Source organism: Streptomyces sp. CB02366 (assembly GCF_001905905.1).
Classification (GTDB): domain Bacteria; phylum Actinomycetota; class Actinomycetes; order Streptomycetales; family Streptomycetaceae; genus Streptomyces.
The window spans coordinates 15,472-34,587 of the sequence record NZ_LIVT01000010.1; the positions used below are offsets into that span (position 1 = coordinate 15,472).

At 71.6% G+C, this 19,116-nt stretch carries 18 protein-coding genes; 9 read left to right on the top strand and 9 right to left on the bottom strand.

The features are described 5' to 3' along the window. Positions 1 to 16: 16 nt before the first annotated feature. From AMK24_RS24415 to AMK24_RS24435, 5 genes are all read left to right on the top strand, one after another. Positions 17 to 523, top strand: a complete 507-nt coding sequence (locus AMK24_RS24415; RefSeq protein WP_073771160.1) for a hypothetical protein — start codon at positions 17 to 19, stop codon at positions 521 to 523. 209 nt (positions 524 to 732) lie between these two features. Next, positions 733 to 3,225: an alpha/beta hydrolase gene (locus AMK24_RS24420; RefSeq protein WP_073771017.1), complete on the top strand. Its 2,493-nt coding sequence runs from the start codon at positions 733 to 735 to the stop codon at positions 3,223 to 3,225. Further along, a complete protein-coding gene (locus tag AMK24_RS24425; RefSeq protein WP_073771018.1) occupies positions 3,222 to 3,827 on the top strand; it encodes a hypothetical protein in 606 nt (201 codons plus the stop codon). Before AMK24_RS24420 ends, AMK24_RS24425 begins: the two co-directional genes overlap by 4 nt. Before the next feature lie 151 nt (positions 3,828 to 3,978). Beyond that, the gene (locus AMK24_RS24430; protein WP_073771019.1) at positions 3,979 to 4,974 is read left to right on the top strand and encodes a C40 family peptidase; all 996 of its coding nucleotides are present in this window, start codon (positions 3,979 to 3,981) and stop codon (positions 4,972 to 4,974) included. A gap of 315 nt (positions 4,975 to 5,289) precedes the next feature. After that, positions 5,290 to 6,024 (top strand): phosphatase PAP2 family protein, encoded by a 735-nt coding sequence (locus AMK24_RS24435; RefSeq protein WP_073771020.1) that lies wholly within the window; start codon positions 5,290 to 5,292, stop codon positions 6,022 to 6,024. Between the two features lie 198 nt (positions 6,025 to 6,222). Here AMK24_RS24435 and AMK24_RS24440 read toward each other — a convergent pair whose 3' ends face one another. Beyond that, on the bottom strand, positions 6,223 to 6,510 hold the full coding sequence (locus AMK24_RS24440; RefSeq protein WP_073771021.1) for a hypothetical protein: 288 nt from the start codon (positions 6,508 to 6,510) through the stop codon (positions 6,223 to 6,225). A gap of 166 nt (positions 6,511 to 6,676) precedes the next feature. Here AMK24_RS24440 and AMK24_RS24445 point away from each other — a divergent pair, with 166 nt between their 5' ends. Continuing rightward, on the top strand, positions 6,677 to 7,534 hold the full coding sequence (locus AMK24_RS24445) for a hypothetical protein (protein ID WP_073771022.1): 858 nt from the start codon (positions 6,677 to 6,679) through the stop codon (positions 7,532 to 7,534). A 177-nt stretch (positions 7,535 to 7,711) separates the two neighbouring features. Continuing rightward, on the top strand, positions 7,712 to 7,906 hold the full coding sequence (locus tag AMK24_RS24450) for a hypothetical protein (protein ID WP_073771023.1): 195 nt from the start codon (positions 7,712 to 7,714) through the stop codon (positions 7,904 to 7,906). A gap of 122 nt (positions 7,907 to 8,028) precedes the next feature. Here the strand turns inward: AMK24_RS24450 and AMK24_RS24455 are convergent, their stop codons facing one another. Further along, positions 8,029 to 8,412, bottom strand: a complete 384-nt coding sequence (locus AMK24_RS24455) for a metal-sensitive transcriptional regulator (RefSeq protein ID WP_073771024.1) — start codon at positions 8,410 to 8,412, stop codon at positions 8,029 to 8,031. 197 nt (positions 8,413 to 8,609) lie between these two features. On the opposite strand from AMK24_RS24455, the gene AMK24_RS24460 reads away from it, so the two are divergent. After that, entirely contained in the window at positions 8,610 to 9,230 is a 621-nt protein-coding gene (locus AMK24_RS24460) for a DUF47 domain-containing protein (RefSeq protein WP_030815607.1), read from the top strand. 5 nt (positions 9,231 to 9,235) lie between these two features. Further along, positions 9,236 to 10,234 (top strand): inorganic phosphate transporter, encoded by a 999-nt coding sequence (locus AMK24_RS24465; RefSeq protein WP_073771025.1) that lies wholly within the window; start codon positions 9,236 to 9,238, stop codon positions 10,232 to 10,234. A gap of 162 nt (positions 10,235 to 10,396) precedes the next feature. On the opposite strand, the gene pstB is transcribed toward AMK24_RS24465, so the two are convergent. The 7 genes from pstB to AMK24_RS24500 form a co-directional block, all read right to left on the bottom strand. Beyond that, the gene (pstB, locus tag AMK24_RS24470; protein WP_073771026.1) at positions 10,397 to 11,173 is read right to left on the bottom strand and encodes a phosphate ABC transporter ATP-binding protein PstB; all 777 of its coding nucleotides are present in this window, start codon (positions 11,171 to 11,173) and stop codon (positions 10,397 to 10,399) included. Between the two features lie 39 nt (positions 11,174 to 11,212). Beyond that, positions 11,213 to 12,295, bottom strand: coding sequence for a phosphate ABC transporter permease PstA (pstA, locus tag AMK24_RS24475; protein WP_073771027.1), 1,083 nt, complete (start codon positions 12,293 to 12,295; stop codon positions 11,213 to 11,215). Continuing rightward, the gene (pstC, locus tag AMK24_RS24480) at positions 12,292 to 13,284 is read right to left on the bottom strand and encodes a phosphate ABC transporter permease subunit PstC (protein WP_073771028.1); all 993 of its coding nucleotides are present in this window, start codon (positions 13,282 to 13,284) and stop codon (positions 12,292 to 12,294) included. Before pstC ends, pstA begins: the two co-directional genes overlap by 4 nt. Before the next feature lie 283 nt (positions 13,285 to 13,567). Then, entirely contained in the window at positions 13,568 to 14,704 is a 1,137-nt protein-coding gene (pstS, locus tag AMK24_RS24485) for a phosphate ABC transporter substrate-binding protein PstS (RefSeq protein ID WP_073771029.1), read from the bottom strand. 316 nt (positions 14,705 to 15,020) lie between these two features. Further along, complete coding sequence (locus AMK24_RS24490) at positions 15,021 to 15,476, bottom strand: NUDIX hydrolase (RefSeq protein ID WP_073771030.1); 456 nt, start codon at positions 15,474 to 15,476, stop codon at positions 15,021 to 15,023. After that, complete coding sequence (locus AMK24_RS24495; protein ID WP_073771031.1) at positions 15,473 to 16,657, bottom strand: CHAD domain-containing protein; 1,185 nt, start codon at positions 16,655 to 16,657, stop codon at positions 15,473 to 15,475. The genes AMK24_RS24490 and AMK24_RS24495 overlap by 4 nt, the downstream gene beginning before the upstream one ends. Beyond that, positions 16,644 to 18,890, bottom strand: a complete 2,247-nt coding sequence (locus tag AMK24_RS24500; protein WP_073771032.1) for an RNA degradosome polyphosphate kinase — start codon at positions 18,888 to 18,890, stop codon at positions 16,644 to 16,646. Before AMK24_RS24500 ends, AMK24_RS24495 begins: the two co-directional genes overlap by 14 nt. Between the last annotated feature and the right edge of the window lie 226 nt (positions 18,891 to 19,116).

Here is a 19,116-nt window from a genome sequence, read left to right on the forward strand (position 1 = left end):
GGCTGGCGCTGTATCGATGGGATGCACAAAGAAGGGGGGTGGCGGTGTGGACATGCAGGGTGCCGCAGTGCGTTCTGATGTGATTCTTGACGCAGTGCTTCGGGAGATTCGCCCAGAGGTTCATTGGACTCATGGTTTTACTTCAACGGGGGCGTGCGAGGTGACACGGAGGCGCGTTGTCATGACGGACATTTCCGAGGGGCGGCGAGGTAGTTTTCTCGGACTGGTTGATCGGTACTGGCGTAAGAGCGGGTATCGAATGACCGCAGTGAACAACAGTTCTGAGTTCCCAGCCGTTTACGCGCGCACCGATGACGGCTACCGCGTGAGCCTGCGCATTGGCGGGGAAGGGCAAGCATTCTTTCAGGTGGACACACCCTGTGTGCAGAAGTCAGAAGTTCTGGATTCCACCAGCCAGGCGACGGCGCCCCTCTACGAGGGTATGGAGCTCATCCCCCGCCCCAACATCCACTCCGACTTCTGGTCCGCCGGCGCCCCCGAGGTGGCGGGCGGCGGGGCGTGAGTCGGGTTGGTCGGATCAACTCTGGTGTGCTGAAGGGGATTTGAGCCCTCCGTTGGGCCCTGGGGCCCATGGCGGGGGGCCTGCTCGTGTGGTCGCATGCAGGGAGTGACCGATCTGTCGCTCGTTGCGCCCACTCACGAGGTAGGGGACTGCTCTTGTCCGGCATACGAAGAAGCGCGGTTCCTGTCGGCGTCGAGGTAAGCGCTGCCGTGGCAGGCTCGGGCGGGCGGTCGACGCCCCGGTCGTTGCAGGCGGTGCTCGTCCTGCTCCATGTCCTCTTCGTGGCCACCCTGGTGGGCGCGATCCGGGCCCTTTCGACGGCGTCCTCGGTGGAAGCGGTCGACGGGTACCTCCTCGGGTTGTTGCTCTACGCCTCGTTACCCGGTGTCGCCGCCTTCGTGTTGTCGCTGTACGTGCGTCAGGGCGGCGTCCGTGTCTGGTACGGGCTTCTCGGCGTGCAGGCGTGGGTCGTCCTCGGCGCGGTCGCGGAGGTGGGCGGCGGGGCCGGGCCCGTGGGAGTCGCGCGACTCGTGATGCCGGCGGCCGTCCTCGTGCTGCTGTGCCGGCCGGAGAGCCGCCGGTGGTTCCTAAGCGGCCCGGAGCAGCGGGCCGAGCAGCGGTTGTTCAGCTTCACCGGGATGATGAGGCTCCGCCGTGACGGCGGGCAGACCGCCTTGGAGTACCTCGGCCTCGTCCTGGTCGTCGTCGCGCTGGTCGGCGGGCTGATGGCCACCGGTACCGGCAGGCAGCTCACCGCCGAGATCCGGGCCGCGATCTGCGAGCTGACCGGCAGTTCGTGCCCGGCGCCGGGGCATGACGTCGTGGCCGGGGGAGGTGAAGCCGATGCCGGTGCCGACGCCTCCGGGGCGGGCGGCGGCACGGACGACGGTGGGGGCAGCGGGTCCGGCGGCGGAGAGGGCAGCGGGTCCGGCGGGCCCGGCGGTGGCAGCGGGTCCAGCCTCACCGGTGGTACCGGCAGCACCGGTACCAGCGGCGGCGTCGAAGGGGCGACGACCGGCGGCGGCACCGGAGGAGACGCGGCCACCAGCGGGGCGACCACCAGCGGCGGTACCGGGAACAGCGGGAATGCCGGTTCCACCGGTTCCACCGGTTCCACCGGTTCCACCGGTCGGCCCACCGGCAGCGGAGGCGCGGTCTCCGGGACCTCCGGGACCTCTGGGGTCACCGGGTCTCAGGCCGGGTCCGGCTCCTCCCAGGACCGCGCCGCCTTCCCTCCGGCCGACTTCATCGTTCCGGTTGACGCGGGTAGACCCGCCGGGCCCCACGGCGGCGGGTTCCTCGGAGGGCTGGTCGGGGACGGGCTGGGGGGCGACGTCCAGGGGGTCGTCGACGCCGTTCTGCGGCCGGGGGAGGCCGGGCGGAGGATCGTCGACGCGTGGGGGCGCGACACCCGTGGCGCGCAGGAGAAGTGGGCGCGGGGCGACTACATCGGTGCGGCCTGGGACTGGAACAAGGCCGTGGGGGGCGCCGGCGCCGGGATGGCGATACCCGGGTCCGGGGCACGGGTCGACGCCGAGGTGCGGGATGCCGAGCGCGCGCACCTCAGCGGGCGGATTCCGCTCGGTGCGACGCCCGCCGGGCGCAAGGCGTGGTGGGACGGGCTCTCGCCGGAGGAGCGGGAGCGGTACATCGAGCTGGTCCCGGAACGGATCGGCAACCTCGACGGCATCCCGGTCCTCGCCCGCGACGCCGCCAACCGCCGCAACCTCCCGGCGCTGATCGACAAGCTGGAGGGCGTCGACACCGACAAGGCGCGCGACCAGCTGGCGGGGCTGCGGGAGATCCAACGACAGTTGGACGAGAACGGGAAGCCGCCGATGTACCTCATCGGGATCGGGGACGAGGGCAACGGGAGGGCCATCGTCTCCTTCGGCAACCCGGACGCCTCGCAGCACGTGTCGGCGTACGTACCGGGGCTCAACACCTCGCTCGACCAGGAGTTCGCCGAGAACGACCTAGGGCGGGCCCGGGACACCGCGATCGGGGCGCAGGGGTACGACGAGTCGACGGCGTCCATCGTCTGGCTCGGGTACGACGCGCCGCAGCTGCCGGACAAGGACGGGGTGGCGGGATACTTCGCCGTCATGGGGACCGGGCGTGCCGAGAAGGGCGGGGCGGCCTACCGCGACTTCATGGACGGGATCTCCGTGACCAACCGGAACAAGGACCCGCACCTGACCGCCATCGGGCACTCCTACGGGTCTCGGACCGTGGGCGCCGCGGCGGCCCGGCCCGGCGGGATACCCGGGGTCGACGACATCATCCTGGTCGGCAGCCCCGGCGTCGGCGTCGACCACGCCGTGGACCTCGGCGTCGGCAGCGAGCACGTCTTCGTCGGGGCCGCCGCCAACGACCCGGTGACCAAGCTGCCCTCGAAGACGCAGGTCGTGGTGGGCGGGATCGGGCTGGCCCTGGGCGGGCCCGGCGGGGCGTACCTCGGCGGGGGTCTGGCCGATCCGGGTGACGACGACCTGTGGTTCGGGAAGGATCCGGCGAGCAAGGCGTTCGGGGCGCGGCGCTTCCCGGTGGCGGACGGTCCCCCGCTCGTCAGCGGCGGCGGCATCAGTCTGGACTCGCACTCGAACTACTTCAGCCCGGAGCGCGACGCCGTCTCCGCGGACAGCATCGCCCTGATCGTGTCGGGCAACGCCGACCGGCTCAAGATGGAGGAACCGAAGTGAGGCGAGCGAAGCGGGCCCTGCCCCTCGTCGCGGTGGTCCTGGCCCTGGGGGTTCCGCTGTCCGGGTGCGGGAGCGAGAGCGGGTCGCGCGGGGGCGACGTGAGCACGGGGCAGGAGAGCGGGGCGGGGAGCGGGAAGGAGAAGGGGATGGACATGCAGGAGGCCGCCGAGGAGTCCGACGCCCTGCTGGACGCCGTCCTGGCTGGCATCGACCCCGAGGTGCAGTGGGCGCACGGGCCGACCACCACCCGCGCCTGCGGGGTGACCCGCCGCCGGACCGTCATGACCATCGTCTCGCCCGAGCGCCGTCAGACGTTCCTGGACCGCGCGGAGACGTTCTGGCGGAAGAACGACTACCGGATCAAGGCCGTCAACAAGGACGAGAAGTTCCCGGCGGTCTACGCGGTCACCCGGAGCGGATTCGGTGTCAGCGTCTCCTTCCGCGGGAAAGGGCAGGCGTTCCTGGAGGCCGACAGCCCGTGCGTGAAGAAGTCGGAGGTCGCCGCCCCCGCCTCCGAACCGAACGGGCCCGCCTACGAGGGCGTCTATCCGCTGCCCCGGCCCAACGTCCGCTCCGACTTCTGGTCGGGAGAGGGCGGCTGAGGACCCGTCGTCTCTGGTGCCGGTGAGCCGCCGACGCCCCCGTGTGCTTCGGGTGCGCCGGTGGTGTGCCGCGGATGACTCGTACACACCCTCGAAAACGGCTCTGAAGCACGCCTCGATGGGGGATGGTTGTGGGGTGCGGAAATTCTGGGTGTTCGGTGGCATCGGCGTCGGCATGGTCATGTGCTTCCTGGCGCTGCTCGTCGTCGGTACGTACTCCGCCGCCGCCGGGATCGCCGGTTCGGGGGGCGGCGGCGCCGTAGCGCTGGCCAAGGGGGCGGTGCCGGCGCGGTTCCAGGGGCTGGTGCAGAAGTGGGGCAACCTCTGTCCCGCCATCAACCCGGCGCTGCTGGCGGCGCAGTTGTACCAGGAGAGCGGCTGGAACCCGCGGGCCCAGAGCCCGGCGGCCGCCCAGGGCATCGCCCAGTTCATCCCCGGCACCTGGGCCACGCACGGTATCGACGGCAACGGCGACGGCAGGCGCGACGTGTGGGACCCGGCCGACGCGATCCCCTCGGCCGCCTCGTACGACTGCGAGATCGCCGGGTACGTGAAGAAGGTGCCGGGCGACCCGACGAGCAACATGCTGGCCGCGTACAACGCCGGGGCGTACGCGGTGATCAAGTACGGCGGCGTTCCCCCCTACAAGGAGACCCAGAACTACGTCAGGATCATCCGTTCGCTGGAGAAGAGCTTCGCCCGGCCCGTCGGCCGGGTCGCACCCTCCCGGCAGGCCGCCGCGGCCATCTACTTCGCCCAGAAGAAGCTCGGCACGCCGTACCTGTGGGGCGGCAACGGCACCCCCGAGCAGCAGGGGCGGTTCGACTGCTCAGGGTTGACCCAGGCCGCGTACCGGACGGTGGACATCGAGCTGCCGCGCGTGGCCAACGACCAGTACAACGCCGGGCCGCACCCCTCGCGGGACGAGCTGCTCCCGGGGGACCTGGTGTTCTTCTCCGACGACCTGACCAATTCGCGCGCCATCCGGCACGTGGGCCTGTACGTCGGGGGCGGCTATATGATCAACGCACCGTTCACCGGGGCGGTCATCCGGTTCGACAAGATCGACACACCGGACTACTTCGGTGCGACACGGGTCACCAAGGACGGCGCCGCCGCCCTGCCGACCGACCTGCCGACGGGGTGATCCATGTCTCGCGCGCTTCCGGAGTGGCGGGGGGCTTTGACGGGCAGTCGGCCGTGGCCGGAACTCTCCGTGAAGCCTGGGCCCTGAGCTGCGACGACGAGTCACTCTTCGATAACGTCATGGTGATCATTCGGTGGAGAGCGGAACGCACACGCCGGCCGGGCCGTTCCCTGGACAGGGAACGGCGCGCGCACGGACCGGGCTATGCGGTGCGGTGCGGTGACGGATCGCACCGGACACGGGGGTTCGACCACGGCGGCGGGCAAGGACGCGCGTCGCAGCAGATGAAGCAGACAAGGCAAGGGGCCGCAGCAGATGGCTGGACTCGAACTCGACGGGTCGAACCCGGACGTCGGTCTGCTCTACGACATCAACGGCCTCGCGAAGGCCGCTCCGACCTGGTTCGACCGGGTCATGGAGTTCGTCGGCGAGTACGGGATCATGTTCGGCTTGGTCCTGGTCGGCCTGTGGTGCTGGTGGAGCATGCGCAAGCGGGGCACGGTCGAGGACGCGGTGACGGCCGCCGCCGCCATCGTCTGGGCGCCGCTCGCCGCCGCCCTGGCCATCCTCGTCAACATCCCGATCCGCGGCTTCGTCAAACGGCCGCGCCCCTTCAACGACCACGAGGGTCTTGAGGTCCTGATCCACGGCAAGACGGACTTCTCGTTCGTCAGCGACCACTCCACCCTGGCGATGGGCATCGCGGTCGGCATCTTCGTGGCGAACCGGAAGTTCGGCTTCGTCGCGATCGGGCTCGCGCTCTTCGCCGGTTTCAGCCGGGTCTACATGGGCGTCCACTACCCGACCGACGTGATCGGCGGGTTCGCCCTCGGCACCGCCGTGGCCCTGCTGCTGGCCCCGCTCGCCATGGCGCTGCTGACCCCGCTGATGGCGGCGATCGCCCGGTCGCCGCGCGTCGGCTGGGTCGTCCGGTCGAAGAACGCCGACGTGGCGTACGCGGACGGGCAGCGGGGCGGCGCGCGCGGCATCCCCGAGCCGCGGCCCGGCTACCGGCGCGGCGACCCCGGAGAGAAGGACCTGGCCGCCTGACGGACCGTTCCGCGGGCGTCCCGCCCGTCCCGGTCCCCGCTTCTCCCGATCCCCCGGGCGCTTCCGGCGCCCGGGGGATCGTGCTGTACGGGCCCCGGGGTGCGGGGCGCGGGAGCGCGCTGTACGGACCGGACCGGACCGGTGCGGCCGGGGCCGGTGGCGGTCAGCGGGCCGATGCCGGCCGGGGGCCGGTGGCGGTCAGGGGGCGGCGAGGTGGTCGGCGGCGTCGGTACGGGCCCGGTCCCGGGACCTGCGCGCCGGCCCCGCCCAGCCGCAGGAACAGCGGGCCAGGCAGAACGAGCCGCGTTCGATCGTGGTGGTGGTGTGCCCGCCAGGCGGGCCGTCCGGGGAGGCCGGTGCGGGCTCCGGAGCGGCCCCGGCCGGGGTCCGCGGCGCGACGGCGGGCGTCGCGGGGGCCGGAAAGGGCCGGGTGACGGTGCGCGGGGCGGCGGTGGTGCGGGCCGGGGCGGGGGGATCCTCATGCACCCGTCCACGGTACTGGCCGCGGCCGCCGAACGGGGGGTCGCGGGCGGGAAGGGCCCGGCCCCGGCGATCCGCGGACCCGGGTCGGCGTGACGGGGGGAGGCGGCGGTCGTTATGCGGAGCGGGTGCGGGGCTCGGCCGGGCGGTAGTCGTTGGGGGTAGGCAGGCGATGGTGGTGCAGCGGTACAGGGGCGGAGGCGGGGCCCGTGCTGTTCGCGCCCTCGCCGCGACCGGGGTGATCGCGGTCGCCGCCGGATGCGCCGGCGGGGGCGCGGTGAGCGGCGCGGGCGACGGTTCCGGGCAGCGTTCCGTGGCCGCCGAACGCCCCCTCGATCTGCTCGGCCGGGCGGCGGACGTCCTCGTCGCGGCGGGCGGTGCGCGGACCCGTACGTCCATGGAGACGGCGGCCGGCGGGACGCGGGTGACCATCCGGGGGCAGGGGGCGTACGACTTCCGCGAGCAGACGGGGCGGATCAAGGTGGTGCTGCCCGAGGGCGCCGAGACGGACGGGCACCGGTCGATCACCGAACTGCTGGCCCCGGGGGCGCTGTACATGAAGAACCGGGGCGCGGGGGTGCCCGACGACAAGTGGGTCAGGGTCGACACGACCACGCTGAAGGACGGCAACCTCGTCACCGGCGGTGTCACCGACCCGATGGCGGCGGCCGAACTGCTGCGCGGCGCGGCCGATGTGACGTATGCGGGGGAGTCCGAGCTGGCCGGGGTGAGGGTGCACCACTACCGGGGGGTCGCGGATCTGGGGCGGGCGGCAGGGGCCGCTTCGCCGCGGTCGCGCGGGGCGCTCGGCGCGGCGGCGAAAGGGTTCAGCAAGGACGCCGTTCCGTTCGACGCCTACCTCGACGAGGAGGGCCGGCTGCGGAAGGTCCGGCACCGCTTCACCTTCTCCTCCGAGGGCCCGGAGGTGTCGGTGGTCTCGACGCTGCTGCTGTACGGGTTCGGGCTCCCGGTCACGGTGGTGCTGCCGGACGAGGACTCCCTCTACACCGGCCGGATCCGGCAGGGCTGAGATGGCGGGGAGTGGGCGGGACGGGCCGGGCGGTGGGGCCGGTTGGGAGGGGGCGCAAATGGTCCGTCCGTGCCATGCGCGGCGCCCCTCGCGTTCCCTAGGCTGGGAAGCCGGTGTGCCCGGGGCCGGTGGACGGTCGCGGGACGGCGGAGAGAACGGCAGAGAGAGGGGAGGCAGGTGGTGACGCTCAGGACTCCGAACGCTCAGGACCGTGCGGCCCTCGCCGAGATCGAGCTGTGCGGCGAACTGATGATCGCCGCGTCGGCGGCCCGGGAGGAACGCCTCAGCCACGACCGTATCGACGAAGTGCTCGACGTCGGGCGCGCGGAGTGCCGGGCGACGGTCCCCCGGCAGGGCTCCCGGCGGAGATGACGGCCGAAGCCGCGTACGGCCGTGGCCGGCCGGGGTGACGCCCGAGACCGCCGCGCCACCCCGTACCGTCGTCGGCGCTCCCGCCCGCCGGGCCGCGGGAGGCCGTCCGGGGCGTCAGGAGGTCAGGTGCGGAGCAGACGGGCGATGGCCTTCGTGGCCTCCTCGACCTTCGCGTCGATCTCGTCGCCGCCCTTGACGGCCGCGTCGGCGACGCAGTGGCGCAGGTGCTCCTCCAGCAGTTGCAGGGCGAAGGACTGGAGCGCCTTCGTGGAGGCCGACACCTGGGTGAGTATGTCGATGCAGTAGACGTCCTCGTCGACCATGCGCTGGAGGCCGCGGATCTGGCCCTCGATGCGGCGCAGCCGTTTGAGGTGTTCGTCCTTCTGGTGGTGGTAGCCGTGCAGGCCGCGGTCGTGGTCGGTGACGATGCCCACCGCTGCCGCCGCCCCCGCGTCCGGGGCCGTCGCGCCCGCCGCTTCCGTCCCCGTGGTCCCGGTCGTGGTCATCTGCGTCCTCCCGTTGTCCTCATACGTCCTCTTATACCCCTGCCGGGTATATCGTAACGAATCCCGCGGAAACGTGACCGGGGGTCCGTGCTGATCGCGGTGTTCGATGGGCGACACTGAACAACGCCGGTTAGCCGTGGCCGGATGATGCGCCTAGCATCAGCCTGACCGAATCCAAAGCACCCCGAGGACCCCACGTGCGCTTTCGTCTGACCCCCAGGGAGACGAGCTTCTACGACATGTTCTCCGCCTCCGCGGACAACATTGTCACGGGCTCGAAACTCCTGATGGAACTGCTCGGGGCGGATTCTGCCTCCCGAGTCGAGATCGCGGAGCGTATGCGGGCAGCGGAGCACGCGGGGGACGACGCCACCCACGCGATCTTCCACCAGCTGAACTCCTCCTTCATCACACCGTTCGACCGCGAGGACATCTACAACCTGGCGTCCTCGCTCGACGACATCATGGACTTCATGGAGGAGGCCGTCGACCTGGTCGTCCTCTACCAGGTCCAGGAGCTCCCCAAGGGCGTCGAGCAGCAGATCGAGGTGCTGGCCCGGGCGGCGGAGCTGACCGCCGAGGCCATGCCGGGGCTGCGGACCATGGACAACCTCACGGAGTACTGGATCGAGGTCAACCGTCTGGAGAACCAGGCCGACCAGATCCACCGCAAGCTGCTGGCCCAGCTCTTCAACGGCAAGTACGACGCCATGGAGGTGCTGAAGCTCAAGCAGATCGTGGATGTGCTGGAAGAGGCGGCCGACGCGTTCGAGCACGTCGCCAACACCGTGGAGACCATCGCGGTCAAGGAGTCCTGAACCTCGTGGACACCTTTGCGCTGATCGTGACCATCGGTGTCGCGCTCGGCTTCACGTATACGAACGGCTTCCACGACTCGGCGAACGCCATCGCCACCTCGGTCTCCACCCGGGCGCTGACCCCGCGTGCGGCTCTGGCGATGGCGGCGGTGATGAACCTCGCCGGCGCCTTCCTGGGCCAGGGGGTCGCCAAGACCGTCAGCGAGGGCCTCATCGCCACGCCCGTCGGGCAGAAGGGGATGGGCATCCTGTTCGCGGCGCTGGTCGGCGCGATCATCTGGAACCTCGTCACCTGGTACTACGGGCTTCCCTCCTCGTCCTCGCACGCCCTGTTCGGCGGCATGGTCGGGGCGGCGCTGGCCGGCGGGACGGACGTCATCTGGTCCGGTGTGGTCGAGAAGATCGTCATCCCGATGTTCCTCTCCCCGATCATCGGCCTGGTCGTCGGCTATCTGGTGATGGTCGGCATCATGTGGATGTTCCGGAAGGCCAACCCGCACAAGGCCAAGCGCGGCTTCCGGATCGCGCAGACGGTCTCGGCGGCCGGTATGGCGCTCGGCCACGGCCTCCAGGACGCGCAGAAGACGATGGGCATCGTCGTGATGGCCCTGGTCATCGCCGACGTCGAGGGGCCCAACGACGAGATCCCGGTCTGGGTCAAGATCGCCTGTGCCGTGATGCTCTCCCTGGGCACGTACGCGGGCGGCTGGCGCATCATGCGCACCCTCGGCCGCAAGATCATCGAGTTGGACCCGCCGCAGGGCTTCGCGGCCGAGACGACCGGCGCGTCGATCATGTTCGGTTCGGCGTTCCTGTTCCACGCCCCGATCTCCACGACACACGTCATCACCTCCGCGATCATGGGCGTCGGCGCGACCAAGCGGGTGAACGCGGTGCGCTGGGGCGTCGCCAAGAACATCATCCTGGGCTGGTTCATCACCATGCCCGCCGCGGCCCTGGTCGCCGCGCTGAGCTACGGGGCGGTCCTGCTGCTCTTCGGCTGAACGGTGGAGCCCGGCCGTTGACACGTGTGGGTCCGCCCCCGTACTCGTACGAGTACGGGGGCGGACCCTTTTCGCCTTGTGGTGGCACCGCCATGCAGCACCGCAAGGCCGTATCGGGGGCGGGGAGCCGGGGGCCCGGCCGGGCGGCCGGGCCGGGGCGGCTCAGCCGAAGCGGCCGGAGATGTAGTCCTCCGTGGCCTGGACCGAGGGGTTGGAGAAGATCCGCTCGGTCTCGTCTATCTCGATGAGGCGGCCGGGCTTGCCGACCGCCGCGAGGTTGAAGAAGGCGGTGCGGTCCGAGACGCGGGCCGCCTGCTGCATGTTGTGCGTCACGATGACGATCGTGAAGCGCTCCTTCAGCTCCCCGATCAGGTCCTCGATGGCCAGGGTCGAGATCGGGTCCAGCGCGGAGCACGGCTCGTCCATCAGCAGGACGTCCGGCTCGACCGCGATGGCGCGGGCGATGCACAGGCGCTGCTGCTGGCCGCCGGAGAGGCCGGAGCCGGGCTTGTTGAGCCGGTCCTTGACCTCGTTCCAGAGGTTCGCGCCGCGCAGGGACTTCTCCACGACGTCGTTCAGCTCGCTCCTGCGGTAGCTGCCGTTGAGCCGCAGGCCCGCCGCCACGTTGTCGAAGATCGACATGGTGGGGAAGGGGTTGGGGCGCTGGAAGACCATGCCGACCGTGCGGCGCACGGTGACCGGGTCGACGTTGGAGGCGTAGAGGTTCTCGTCGTCCAGCAGCACCTTGCCCTCGACGCGGCCGCCGGGGGTGACCTCGTGCATCCGGTTCAGGGTGCGCAGGAAGGTGGACTTGCCGCAGCCGGACGGCCCGATGAAGGCCGTCACGGAGCGGGGCTCCACGGTCATCGAGATGTCCTCGATGGCCTTGTGGCTGCCGTAGTAGGCGGTGAGGCCGCTGATGTCGATGCGCTTGGCCATGGAGATCACTGCTTCTTTCGGGAGGTCGCTGTGGCCGCGTCAGCGACCGGTCTTCGGGGCCTTCCAGCGGGCGATGCCGCGGGCCACCAGATTCAGGATCATGACGAAGGCGATCAGCACCAGGGCGGCGGCCCAGGCGCGGTCGTAGGACGCGGCCTCGCCGATCTTGTACTGCTCGTAGATGTAGAAGGGCAGCGAGGACTGGGCGCCTTCGAAGGGGTTCGTGTTGATCAGCTGGCTGCCGAAGACCAGCAGGATGATCGGCGCGGTCTCACCGGCGATACGGGCGATGGCGAGCATGACGCCCGTGGTGATGCCGCCGATCGCGGTGGGCAGGACCACCTTCAGGATGGTGCGCCACTTCGGGATGCCGAGGGCGAGGGACGCCTCGCGCAGCTCGTTGGGGACGAGCTTGAGCATCTCCTCGGTGGAGCGGACCACGACGGGGATCATCAGGATCGTCAGGGCGAGGGCGCCCATCAGGCCGGACGGCTCCAGGTTGGCGATCAGCATGATCGACAGGATGAAGAGACCGGCGACGATGGACGGGATGCCCGTCATCACGTCGACGAAGAAGGTGACGGCCTTGGCCAGCGAGCCCTTGCCGTACTCGACGAGGTAGACGGCGGTCAGCAGGCCGAGCGGGGCGGAGATCACCGTGGCGATGCCGACCTGCTGCAGGGTGCCGATCAGCGCGTGGTAGACGCCGCCGCTGGCCTCGGAGCCGAGCACACCGGCCATCGAGTGGGTGAGGAAGTAGCCGTCCAGGCGCTCGGCGCCGCGGACGACCGTCGTCCAGAGCAGGGAGGCGAGCGGGACGACGGCGACCAGGAAGCAGACCCACATCACGCTGGTGGCGAGGCGGTCCTTGGCCTGGCGCTGGTTCTCGACGACCGTCGTGGCGACGTAGGAGACGACCAGGAAGAACAGGGCCGAGAGCAGGCCCCACTGGATGCGGCTCTCCCAGCCGGCGGCCAGCGAGAGGCCGACGCCGAGCACGACCGCGAGGACGGCGAAGCCGATCGGCGCGAGGCGGGGGAGGGAGCGGCTGCCGAGGCTGCTCTTCGGGGCGGGCGGTGCGGGCTGCGGGCGTTCCATGACGCCGGTGGGTGCGTGGCTCATGCGTTGGCCCCCGAGTACTCCTTGCGGCGGGCGATGATGAGCCGGGCCGCGCCGTTGACCAGCAGGGTGAGGACGAAGAGGACGAGGCCGGAGGCGATCAGGGCGTCCCGCCCGAACGCGTCGGCCTCGCCGAACTTCGCCGCGATGTTCTGGGCGAACGTCCCGCCGCCCGGGTTGAGCACGTGCAGCGAGATGAGGAAGTTCGGGGAGAGGACCGTGGCGACGGCCATCGTCTCGCCGAGCGCGCGGCCGAGGCCCAGCATCGAGGCGGAGATGATGCCGGAGCGTCCGAAGGGCAGCACCGAGAGGCGGATGACCTCCCAGCGGGTGGCGCCGAGCGCGAGCGCGGCCTCCTCGTTCATCTTCGGGACCTGGAGGAAGACCTCGCGGCTGACGCTGGTCACGATCGGCAGGATCATGATCGCGAGGAGGATGCCGACGGTGAAGAGCGAGCGGGCGACGCCGACCTCGGTCTTGTCGAAGACGTACGTCCAGCCGAAGAACTGGTCGAGCCAGAGGTTGAGGCCCTCCAGGTACGGCACCAGGACCAGGGCGCCCCAGATGCCGTAGACGATGCTGGGCACGGCGGCCAGCAGGTCGACCACGTACGCGATGGGGGCGGCCAGCTTGCGCGGCGCGTAGTGCGAGATGAACAGGGCGATGCCGACGGCGATCGGAACCGCGATGACCATCGCGATGATCGAGCTGACGACGGTGCCGAAGAGCAGGACCGCGATGCCGAAGACCGGCGGGTCGCCGGCCGGGTTCCAGTCGAAGGTGGTGAGGAAGTTGCCCTCGTTCTTCGAGATGGCGATGACGGAGCGGTACGTGAGGAACACGGCGATCGACGCCATGATCACGAGCAGCAGGATGCCCGAGCCCCGGGAGAGGCCCAGGAAGACTTTGTCGCCCATGCGCCCGGCGGCCCGGGGGCGGGGGCGGTCGACCGGCGGCGCCGGTGGCGTGTCTATCGGTGTGGTGGAAGCCATGGTCTTTCCGGTCTGTGTGGGGGAGCCGGGGGCTCCCCTGGCGGCGGTGCACCGGATGGAGAGTGGGGCGGGTGGGTCGGGGCGGCGGGCCGGTCCGGAGGGGTGCGCCGGGCCGGCCTGCCGGTGACGGTCCGCGCCGGTGGCGCGGGCGTCGGGGCGGCTCGCGCCGGTGGCGACGGGGTGCGCCGGGGATGACGGGGTGCGTCGGTGGCGGCGGTTCGCGTCGCGGGGGCGGGGCCGGTGAGCGGCCGGTCCGGGGAGCCCGGACCGGCCGCCGCGGGTGTTACGAGAGGGAGCCGATGGTCTCGCGGACCTTGGCGTTGATCTCGGCCGGGATCGGCGCGTAGCCGGCGTCGGTCAGGATCTTCTGGCCGTCGTCGGAGGCGGTGTAGGAGAGGAAGGACTTGACCGTGTCGAGCGTCTCGGGCTTGTTGCCGCTGTCGCAGACGACCTCGTACGTCACCAGGACGAGCGGGTAGGCGCCCTCGGCCTTGGTGGTGTAGTCGAGGTCGAGCGCCAGGTCCTTGCCGGTGCCCTTGATCTTGGCGGCGGCGATGGCCTTGGAGGCGTTCTCCGAGGTGGCCTGGACCGGGGCGGCGCCGCCGGTGTTGATGTCCACGGTCGGGATGGACTGGGACTTGGCGTAGGACAGCTCGAAGTAGCCGATCGCGCCGTCGACCTGCTTCACCTGGGCGGCGACGCCGGAGGAGCCGGACGCGGCCTGGCCACCGGGGGCCGGCCACTTCTTCTCGGCCTCGTACTTCCAGTCCTTCGGGGCGGCGGCGCCCAGGTACTTGCCGAGGTTCTGCGTGGTGCCGGAGTCCTCGGAGCGGTGGAAGGCCTGGATGGCCTTGTCCGGGAGGTCGACGCCGTCGTTCAGCTTGGCGATCGCCGGGTCGTTCCACTTCTTGATCTTCGTGTCGAAGATCTTGGCGAGGGTCGGAGCGTCCAGCGTGAGCTTGTCGACGCCCTCCAGCTTGAAGCCGATCGCGATCGGGCCGCCGACCATCGGCAGGTTGATGCCCTGGCCGGTCTTGCACATCTTCTTGGAGTCGGCGACCTCTTCGGGCTTCAGCGCCGAGTCGGAGCCGGCGAAGCCGACGGTGCCCTGGTTGAAGGCGACGATGCCCTCGCCGGAGGAGGAGGAGTTGTAGTTGATCTCCACACCGGAACAGGCGGCCATGTAGTTCTTGACCCAGAGGTCCATGGCGTTCTTCTGAGCGCTGGAGCCGGAGGCGCGCAGCTGGCCCTTGGCCTTGCCGCAGTCCACGTTCGACGCGGCGGTCGTCTTCTCGCCGGTGCCGGCCGCGCCGCCGTTGGTGTTGTCGTCCGAACCGCACGCCGTGAGGACCAGGGCGCCGGAGACGGCGAGGGCACCGAGCGCGGTGGCACGAAGCCGGTTCTTGCGCTGAAGCTTCACTTTCGGGTGTTCCTTCCAGGAGCCGCCGTGATGGGTCTCGTTCTACGACGGCGTGCGATGAGGAGGGGTGCCGTGGCTTGTCGCCGCGCACCGTGTACGTCCGAAATTAGGCAGAACAGGTGAAGCCGCCTACGGGGGAGAGTGAACGGCAGGTGAACCGTGTCGGGCAGACGGGTGCGGCTCCGGCCCGGTGCGGTGGCGAGAGCGGCGCAGCGGCGGGGCGTGGCTCGGACGTCGTGTCGGCCGGGGGGCGGCCGCGGCGCTCGGGGGCGACGCGCCGCCCGGGGCGGTCGCGGCCCCCGGGGCGGCGCGAGGGTCAGGGCGCGGGCAGGACGGCCAGGAGCGCGGTGAGCTGCCGGACGTCGCGGGGCCGGGTGAGCCGTACGCGGGCGTCCTCGGGGGGCAGCCACAGGATGCGGTCCACCTCGTCGTTGGCGGTGAACGAGCCGCCCGTCGCCTCCGCCGCCCAGTAGGCGACCTCCTTGGGCCGCCCCTCCACCGGGTAGCGGGAGGTCGGCAGCGGTGCGCCCAGGGCGCAGTGGTGGCCGGTCTCCTCCAGCACCTCCCGTACGGCGGCGTCCCGCGCGGCCTCGCCGCGTTTCAGCTTGCCCTTCGGGAAGGACCAGTCGTCGTAGCGGGGCCGGTGGACCAGGCAGACCTCCACCCCGTCCCCGTCCGGGGCGCGCCGCCACAGGACACAGCCCGCCGCCAGGACGGCGTCCTGCCGCGCGGCGTGCTCCCCGCAGGCGCGGCGCGCCCGGCCCCCGCTCATGGGGCCCTCAGGGCCGTGGCGTACGGCCAGGTCTTCCGGAATTCCGCCCGCGCCGACTCCACCTCGTGGCGCTGGTCCGCGTGGAGGACGCCCAGCGCGTACGCCGTGGCCGGGGCGATCCGGGGGGTGCGGGCGGCGGCCGCCGCCGCGTCGGCCGCCTCCACGGCGTCCCGGTGCAGGTCGAGGGCGCGGCCCGGGGCGGTCAGGTCCGGGTCGGCGGCGCCGAGGACGACCTCGTGGGCGTACCGGTGCAGCCGCAGCAGCAGGCGGGCCTGGTGCCAGGCCGCGTCCTGCGCCTCGTTGTACGGCTCCGTGTCGTCGGGCGGGAGGGCGGCGACGGCGGTGAGCAGGCGTTGTTCGGCGCGCTCGGCCGGCTCCCGGAGGGAGGCGCCGGCGGCCCGGCCCGCGTGGCCGGGGGCCGGCGGGACCTCGGAGGCCAGGAGCGCGACGGCGTCGGCGATCGCGTGGAAGCGGGAGGAGCCGAGCGCCTGGAGGGCCGCGGAGTGGGACCGGGTCCGGGCGAGGGTGAGGCGGCGCTCCAGCAGGGCCGCGGCCCGTGCGGCCCCGACCCCGAGGGCGGCGCGGCCCTGGGCGTCGTCCGCGGCGCCCTCCCCGGCGGCGCGGACGCCCCGGGCGGCGGGCAGGGCCGGACCGGAGAGCTGGTGCAGGGCGTCGACGAGCCGGGTCAGCCGGTTGGCGTAGGCGTGTTCGCGGGCCAGGACGCCGGTGAGCCAGGCCAGCTCGGCGCGGAGCTGGTCGGCCCAGTGCGGGTCGAGCGCGGCCCGGAAGGTGTGCAGGGAGCCGCCGATCCGGCGGGCCGCCCGGCGCAGCGCGCGGGCGGCCTCGGCGGCGTCGTGGCCGCCCGCGTCCACCGGGGCGCTGTACTCGTGGTGCAGGCGCAGGCTGCGCAGGAACTCGGCGGCCTGGCCCCGGAGGTAGGGCGCGAGGCGCCCCTCCGCGGTCGGCTCCCCGAGGGGGGCGGGACGGACACAAGCGGAGCGGCCGGTCCCGGCGGGCCGGGCGGTCGGCTCCCCGACGGGGTCGGCGGGGCCGGTGCCGGAGGCCGCGGTTCCCCCGCGCCCCGCCCCGGCGGCCTCGGCGGGCCACGGCGGGTCCGGGCGGGCGCCGGGGGCCGCGTCCGGCGTGGGCCGGGTCGTCGTCTGCTGGTCAGGGCGTCGCACGCCTGCGCCTCCGGGCTTCGATGAGCATTTCCTGGACGTGCCGCAGGGGCTGCCCGTCCGCGTCCGTGGCGTGGCGGGTCCATTCCCCGTCGGGGCCCAGGTGCCAGGAGGCGGTGGTGTCGGCCATGCCGGTCTCCAGGAGTCGGCTGAGCGCGGCGCGGTGGGCGGGGTCGGTGACCCGGACCAGGGCTTCGATCCGGCGGTCGAGGTTGCGGTGCATCATGTCGGCGCTGCCGAACCACACCTCGGGTTCGCCTCCGTTGCCGAAGGAGAAGACCCGGGAGTGTTCGAGGAAGCGGCCGAGCACCGAGCGGACCCGGATGTTCTCCGAGAGCCCGGTGACGCCCGGCCGGATCGCGCAGATCCCGCGCACCCAGATGTCGACGGGGACGCCCGCCCGGGCCGCCCGGTAGCAGGCGTCGATGATCGCTTCGTCGACCATCGAGTTGACCTTGAACCGCACGTAGGCGGGGCGGCCCGCGCGGTGGTGGGCGATCTCCTTGTTGATGCGGGCGATCAGCCCGTCGCGCAGCGACTTGGGGGCGACCAGGAGACGGCGGTAGGTCTCGCGGCGGGAGTAGCCGGAGAGCCGGTTGAACAGGTCGGAGAGGTCCGCCCCGACCTGCGGGTCCGCCGTGAGCAGGCCGAGGTCCTCGTAGAGCCGGGCCGTCTTGGGGTGGTAGTTGCCGGTGCCGACGTGGGAGTAGCGGCGCAGTGTGTCGCCCTCCTGGCGGACGACGAGGGAGAGCTTGCAGTGCGTCTTGAGCCCGACGAGCCCGTAGACGACGTGGCAGCCCGCCTCCTCCAGTTTGCGGGCCCACTTGATGTTGGCCTGCTCGTCGAAGCGGGCCTTGATCTCGACGAGGACGAGCACCTGCTTGCCGGACTCGGCCGCGTCGATCAGGGCGTCCACTATGGGGGAGTCGCCGGAGGTGCGGTACAGGGTCTGCTTGATGGCCAGCACGTCCGGGTCGCCCGCCGCCTGCTCCAGGAACGCCTGGACGGAGGTGGAGAACGAGTCGTACGGGTGGTGGAGCAGCACATCCCTCTCGCGCAGGGCGGCGAAGACGTCGGGCGCGGAGGCGGACTCCACCTCGGCCAGGTCCCGGTGGGTGCCCGCGATGAACTTGGGGTACTTCAGCTCCGGCCGGTCCAGCGAGGCGATGGCGAACAGGCCGGTGAGGTCGAGCGGGCCGGGCAGCGGGTAGACCTCGGCGTCGGACACCTTCAGCTCGCGGACCAGCAGGTCCAGGACGTACGGGTCGATGGACTCCTCGACCTCCAGTCGGACCGGGGGGCCGAAGCGGCGGCGCATCAGCTCCTTCTCCAGGGCCTGGAGGAGGTTCTCCGTGTCGTCCTCCTCGACCTCCAGGTCCTCGTTCCTGGTGACCCGGAACATGTGGTGCGCCAGCACCTCCATCCCGGGGAACAGCTCCTCCAGGTGGGCCGCGATGACGTCCTCGATGGGCACGTACCGCTGCGGCGACGCCTCCAGGAAGCGGGTCAGCAGCGGCGGGACCTTGACCCGGGCGAAGTGGCGGTGGCCGCTGACCGGGTTGCGGACGACGACCGCGAGGTTGAGGGAGAGCCCGGAGATGTACGGGAACGGGTGGGCGGGGTCGACGGCCAGCGGGGTCAGGACCGGGAAGACGCGCTGCCGGAAGAAGGTGAACAGGCGGGCCTGCTCCTTCTCGGTCAGGTCCGGCCAGCGGATCAGCTGGATGCCCTCGTCGGAGAGGTCCGGGCAGATGTCCTGGAAGCAGGCGGCGTGCCGGGCCATGAGCTCGCGCGAGCGGGTCCAGATGAGGTCCAGGACCTCGCGCGGCTGGAGGCCGGAGGCGGAGCGGGTGGCGACGCCCGTGGCGATGCGGCGCTTGAGGCCGGCCACCCGGACCATGAAGAACTCGTCCAGGTTCGAGGCGAAGATGGCGAGGAAGTTGGCCCGCTCCAGAATGGGCGTGCTCGGGTCCTCGGCCAGCTCCAGGACCCGTTCGTTGAACGCGAGCCAGCTGCGTTCGCGGTCCAGGAAGCGGCCCTGGGGCAGCTCGTCGCCGTCCCGGTCGGGCTCGTACGCGTCGGCGTCGGCGTCCAGATCGGGATCGAGGTCGGCGGCGGTGGAGAAGCCGACCCCGCGGGAGGCGGGCGTGGCGTGCGGCCGGTGCGCGGCGAGTGAGCCGACGGACGGCTGGGCGGCGGGCTGGACCGGGACCTCGGAGCTGGGCTGCTGGCTCATGGACCTATTCTTCCGCGCGGAGCGCTCCTCAGGCGCGTCGGAGCCGGGAAAGATCGCGGAAGGCCCGGGAAACCCGGGGTCACGGCCGGGTGAGCCCGCAGAGGCGTCACGCCGGGCTTTCCCGTTGCGGCGGGGGGCGGGCAGAGCTGGCTGCATCCCGTGAGGGTCGCAAGAGCGTCTGAATGGCCGGTAACGGCGACATGACGTACAGGAAGCGGTGTGCCTG

What these genes read in the sequence shown, in the direction of transcription:
- pstC (WP_073771028.1), bottom strand. Translation starts at nt 13,284, where the DNA reads ATGGCTTCCACCACACCGATAGACACGCCACCGGCGCCGCCGGTCGAC.
- pstB (WP_073771026.1), bottom strand. Translation starts at nt 11,173, where the DNA reads ATGGCCAAGCGCATCGACATCAGCGGCCTCACCGCCTACTACGGCAGC.
- AMK24_RS24415 (WP_073771160.1), top strand. Translation starts at nt 17, where the DNA reads ATGGGATGCACAAAGAAGGGGGGTGGCGGTGTGGACATGCAGGGTGCC.
- AMK24_RS24445 (WP_073771022.1), top strand. Translation starts at nt 6,677, where the DNA reads ATGGTGGTGCAGCGGTACAGGGGCGGAGGCGGGGCCCGTGCTGTTCGC.
- AMK24_RS24500 (WP_073771032.1), bottom strand. Translation starts at nt 18,890, where the DNA reads ATGAGCCAGCAGCCCAGCTCCGAGGTCCCGGTCCAGCCCGCCGCCCAG.
- AMK24_RS24455 (WP_073771024.1), bottom strand. Translation starts at nt 8,412, where the DNA reads ATGACCACGACCGGGACCACGGGGACGGAAGCGGCGGGCGCGACGGCC.
- pstA (WP_073771027.1), bottom strand. Translation starts at nt 12,295, where the DNA reads ATGAGCCACGCACCCACCGGCGTCATGGAACGCCCGCAGCCCGCACCG.
- AMK24_RS24490 (WP_073771030.1), bottom strand. Translation starts at nt 15,476, where the DNA reads ATGAGCGGGGGCCGGGCGCGCCGCGCCTGCGGGGAGCACGCCGCGCGG.
- AMK24_RS24435 (WP_073771020.1), top strand. Translation starts at nt 5,290, where the DNA reads ATGGCTGGACTCGAACTCGACGGGTCGAACCCGGACGTCGGTCTGCTC.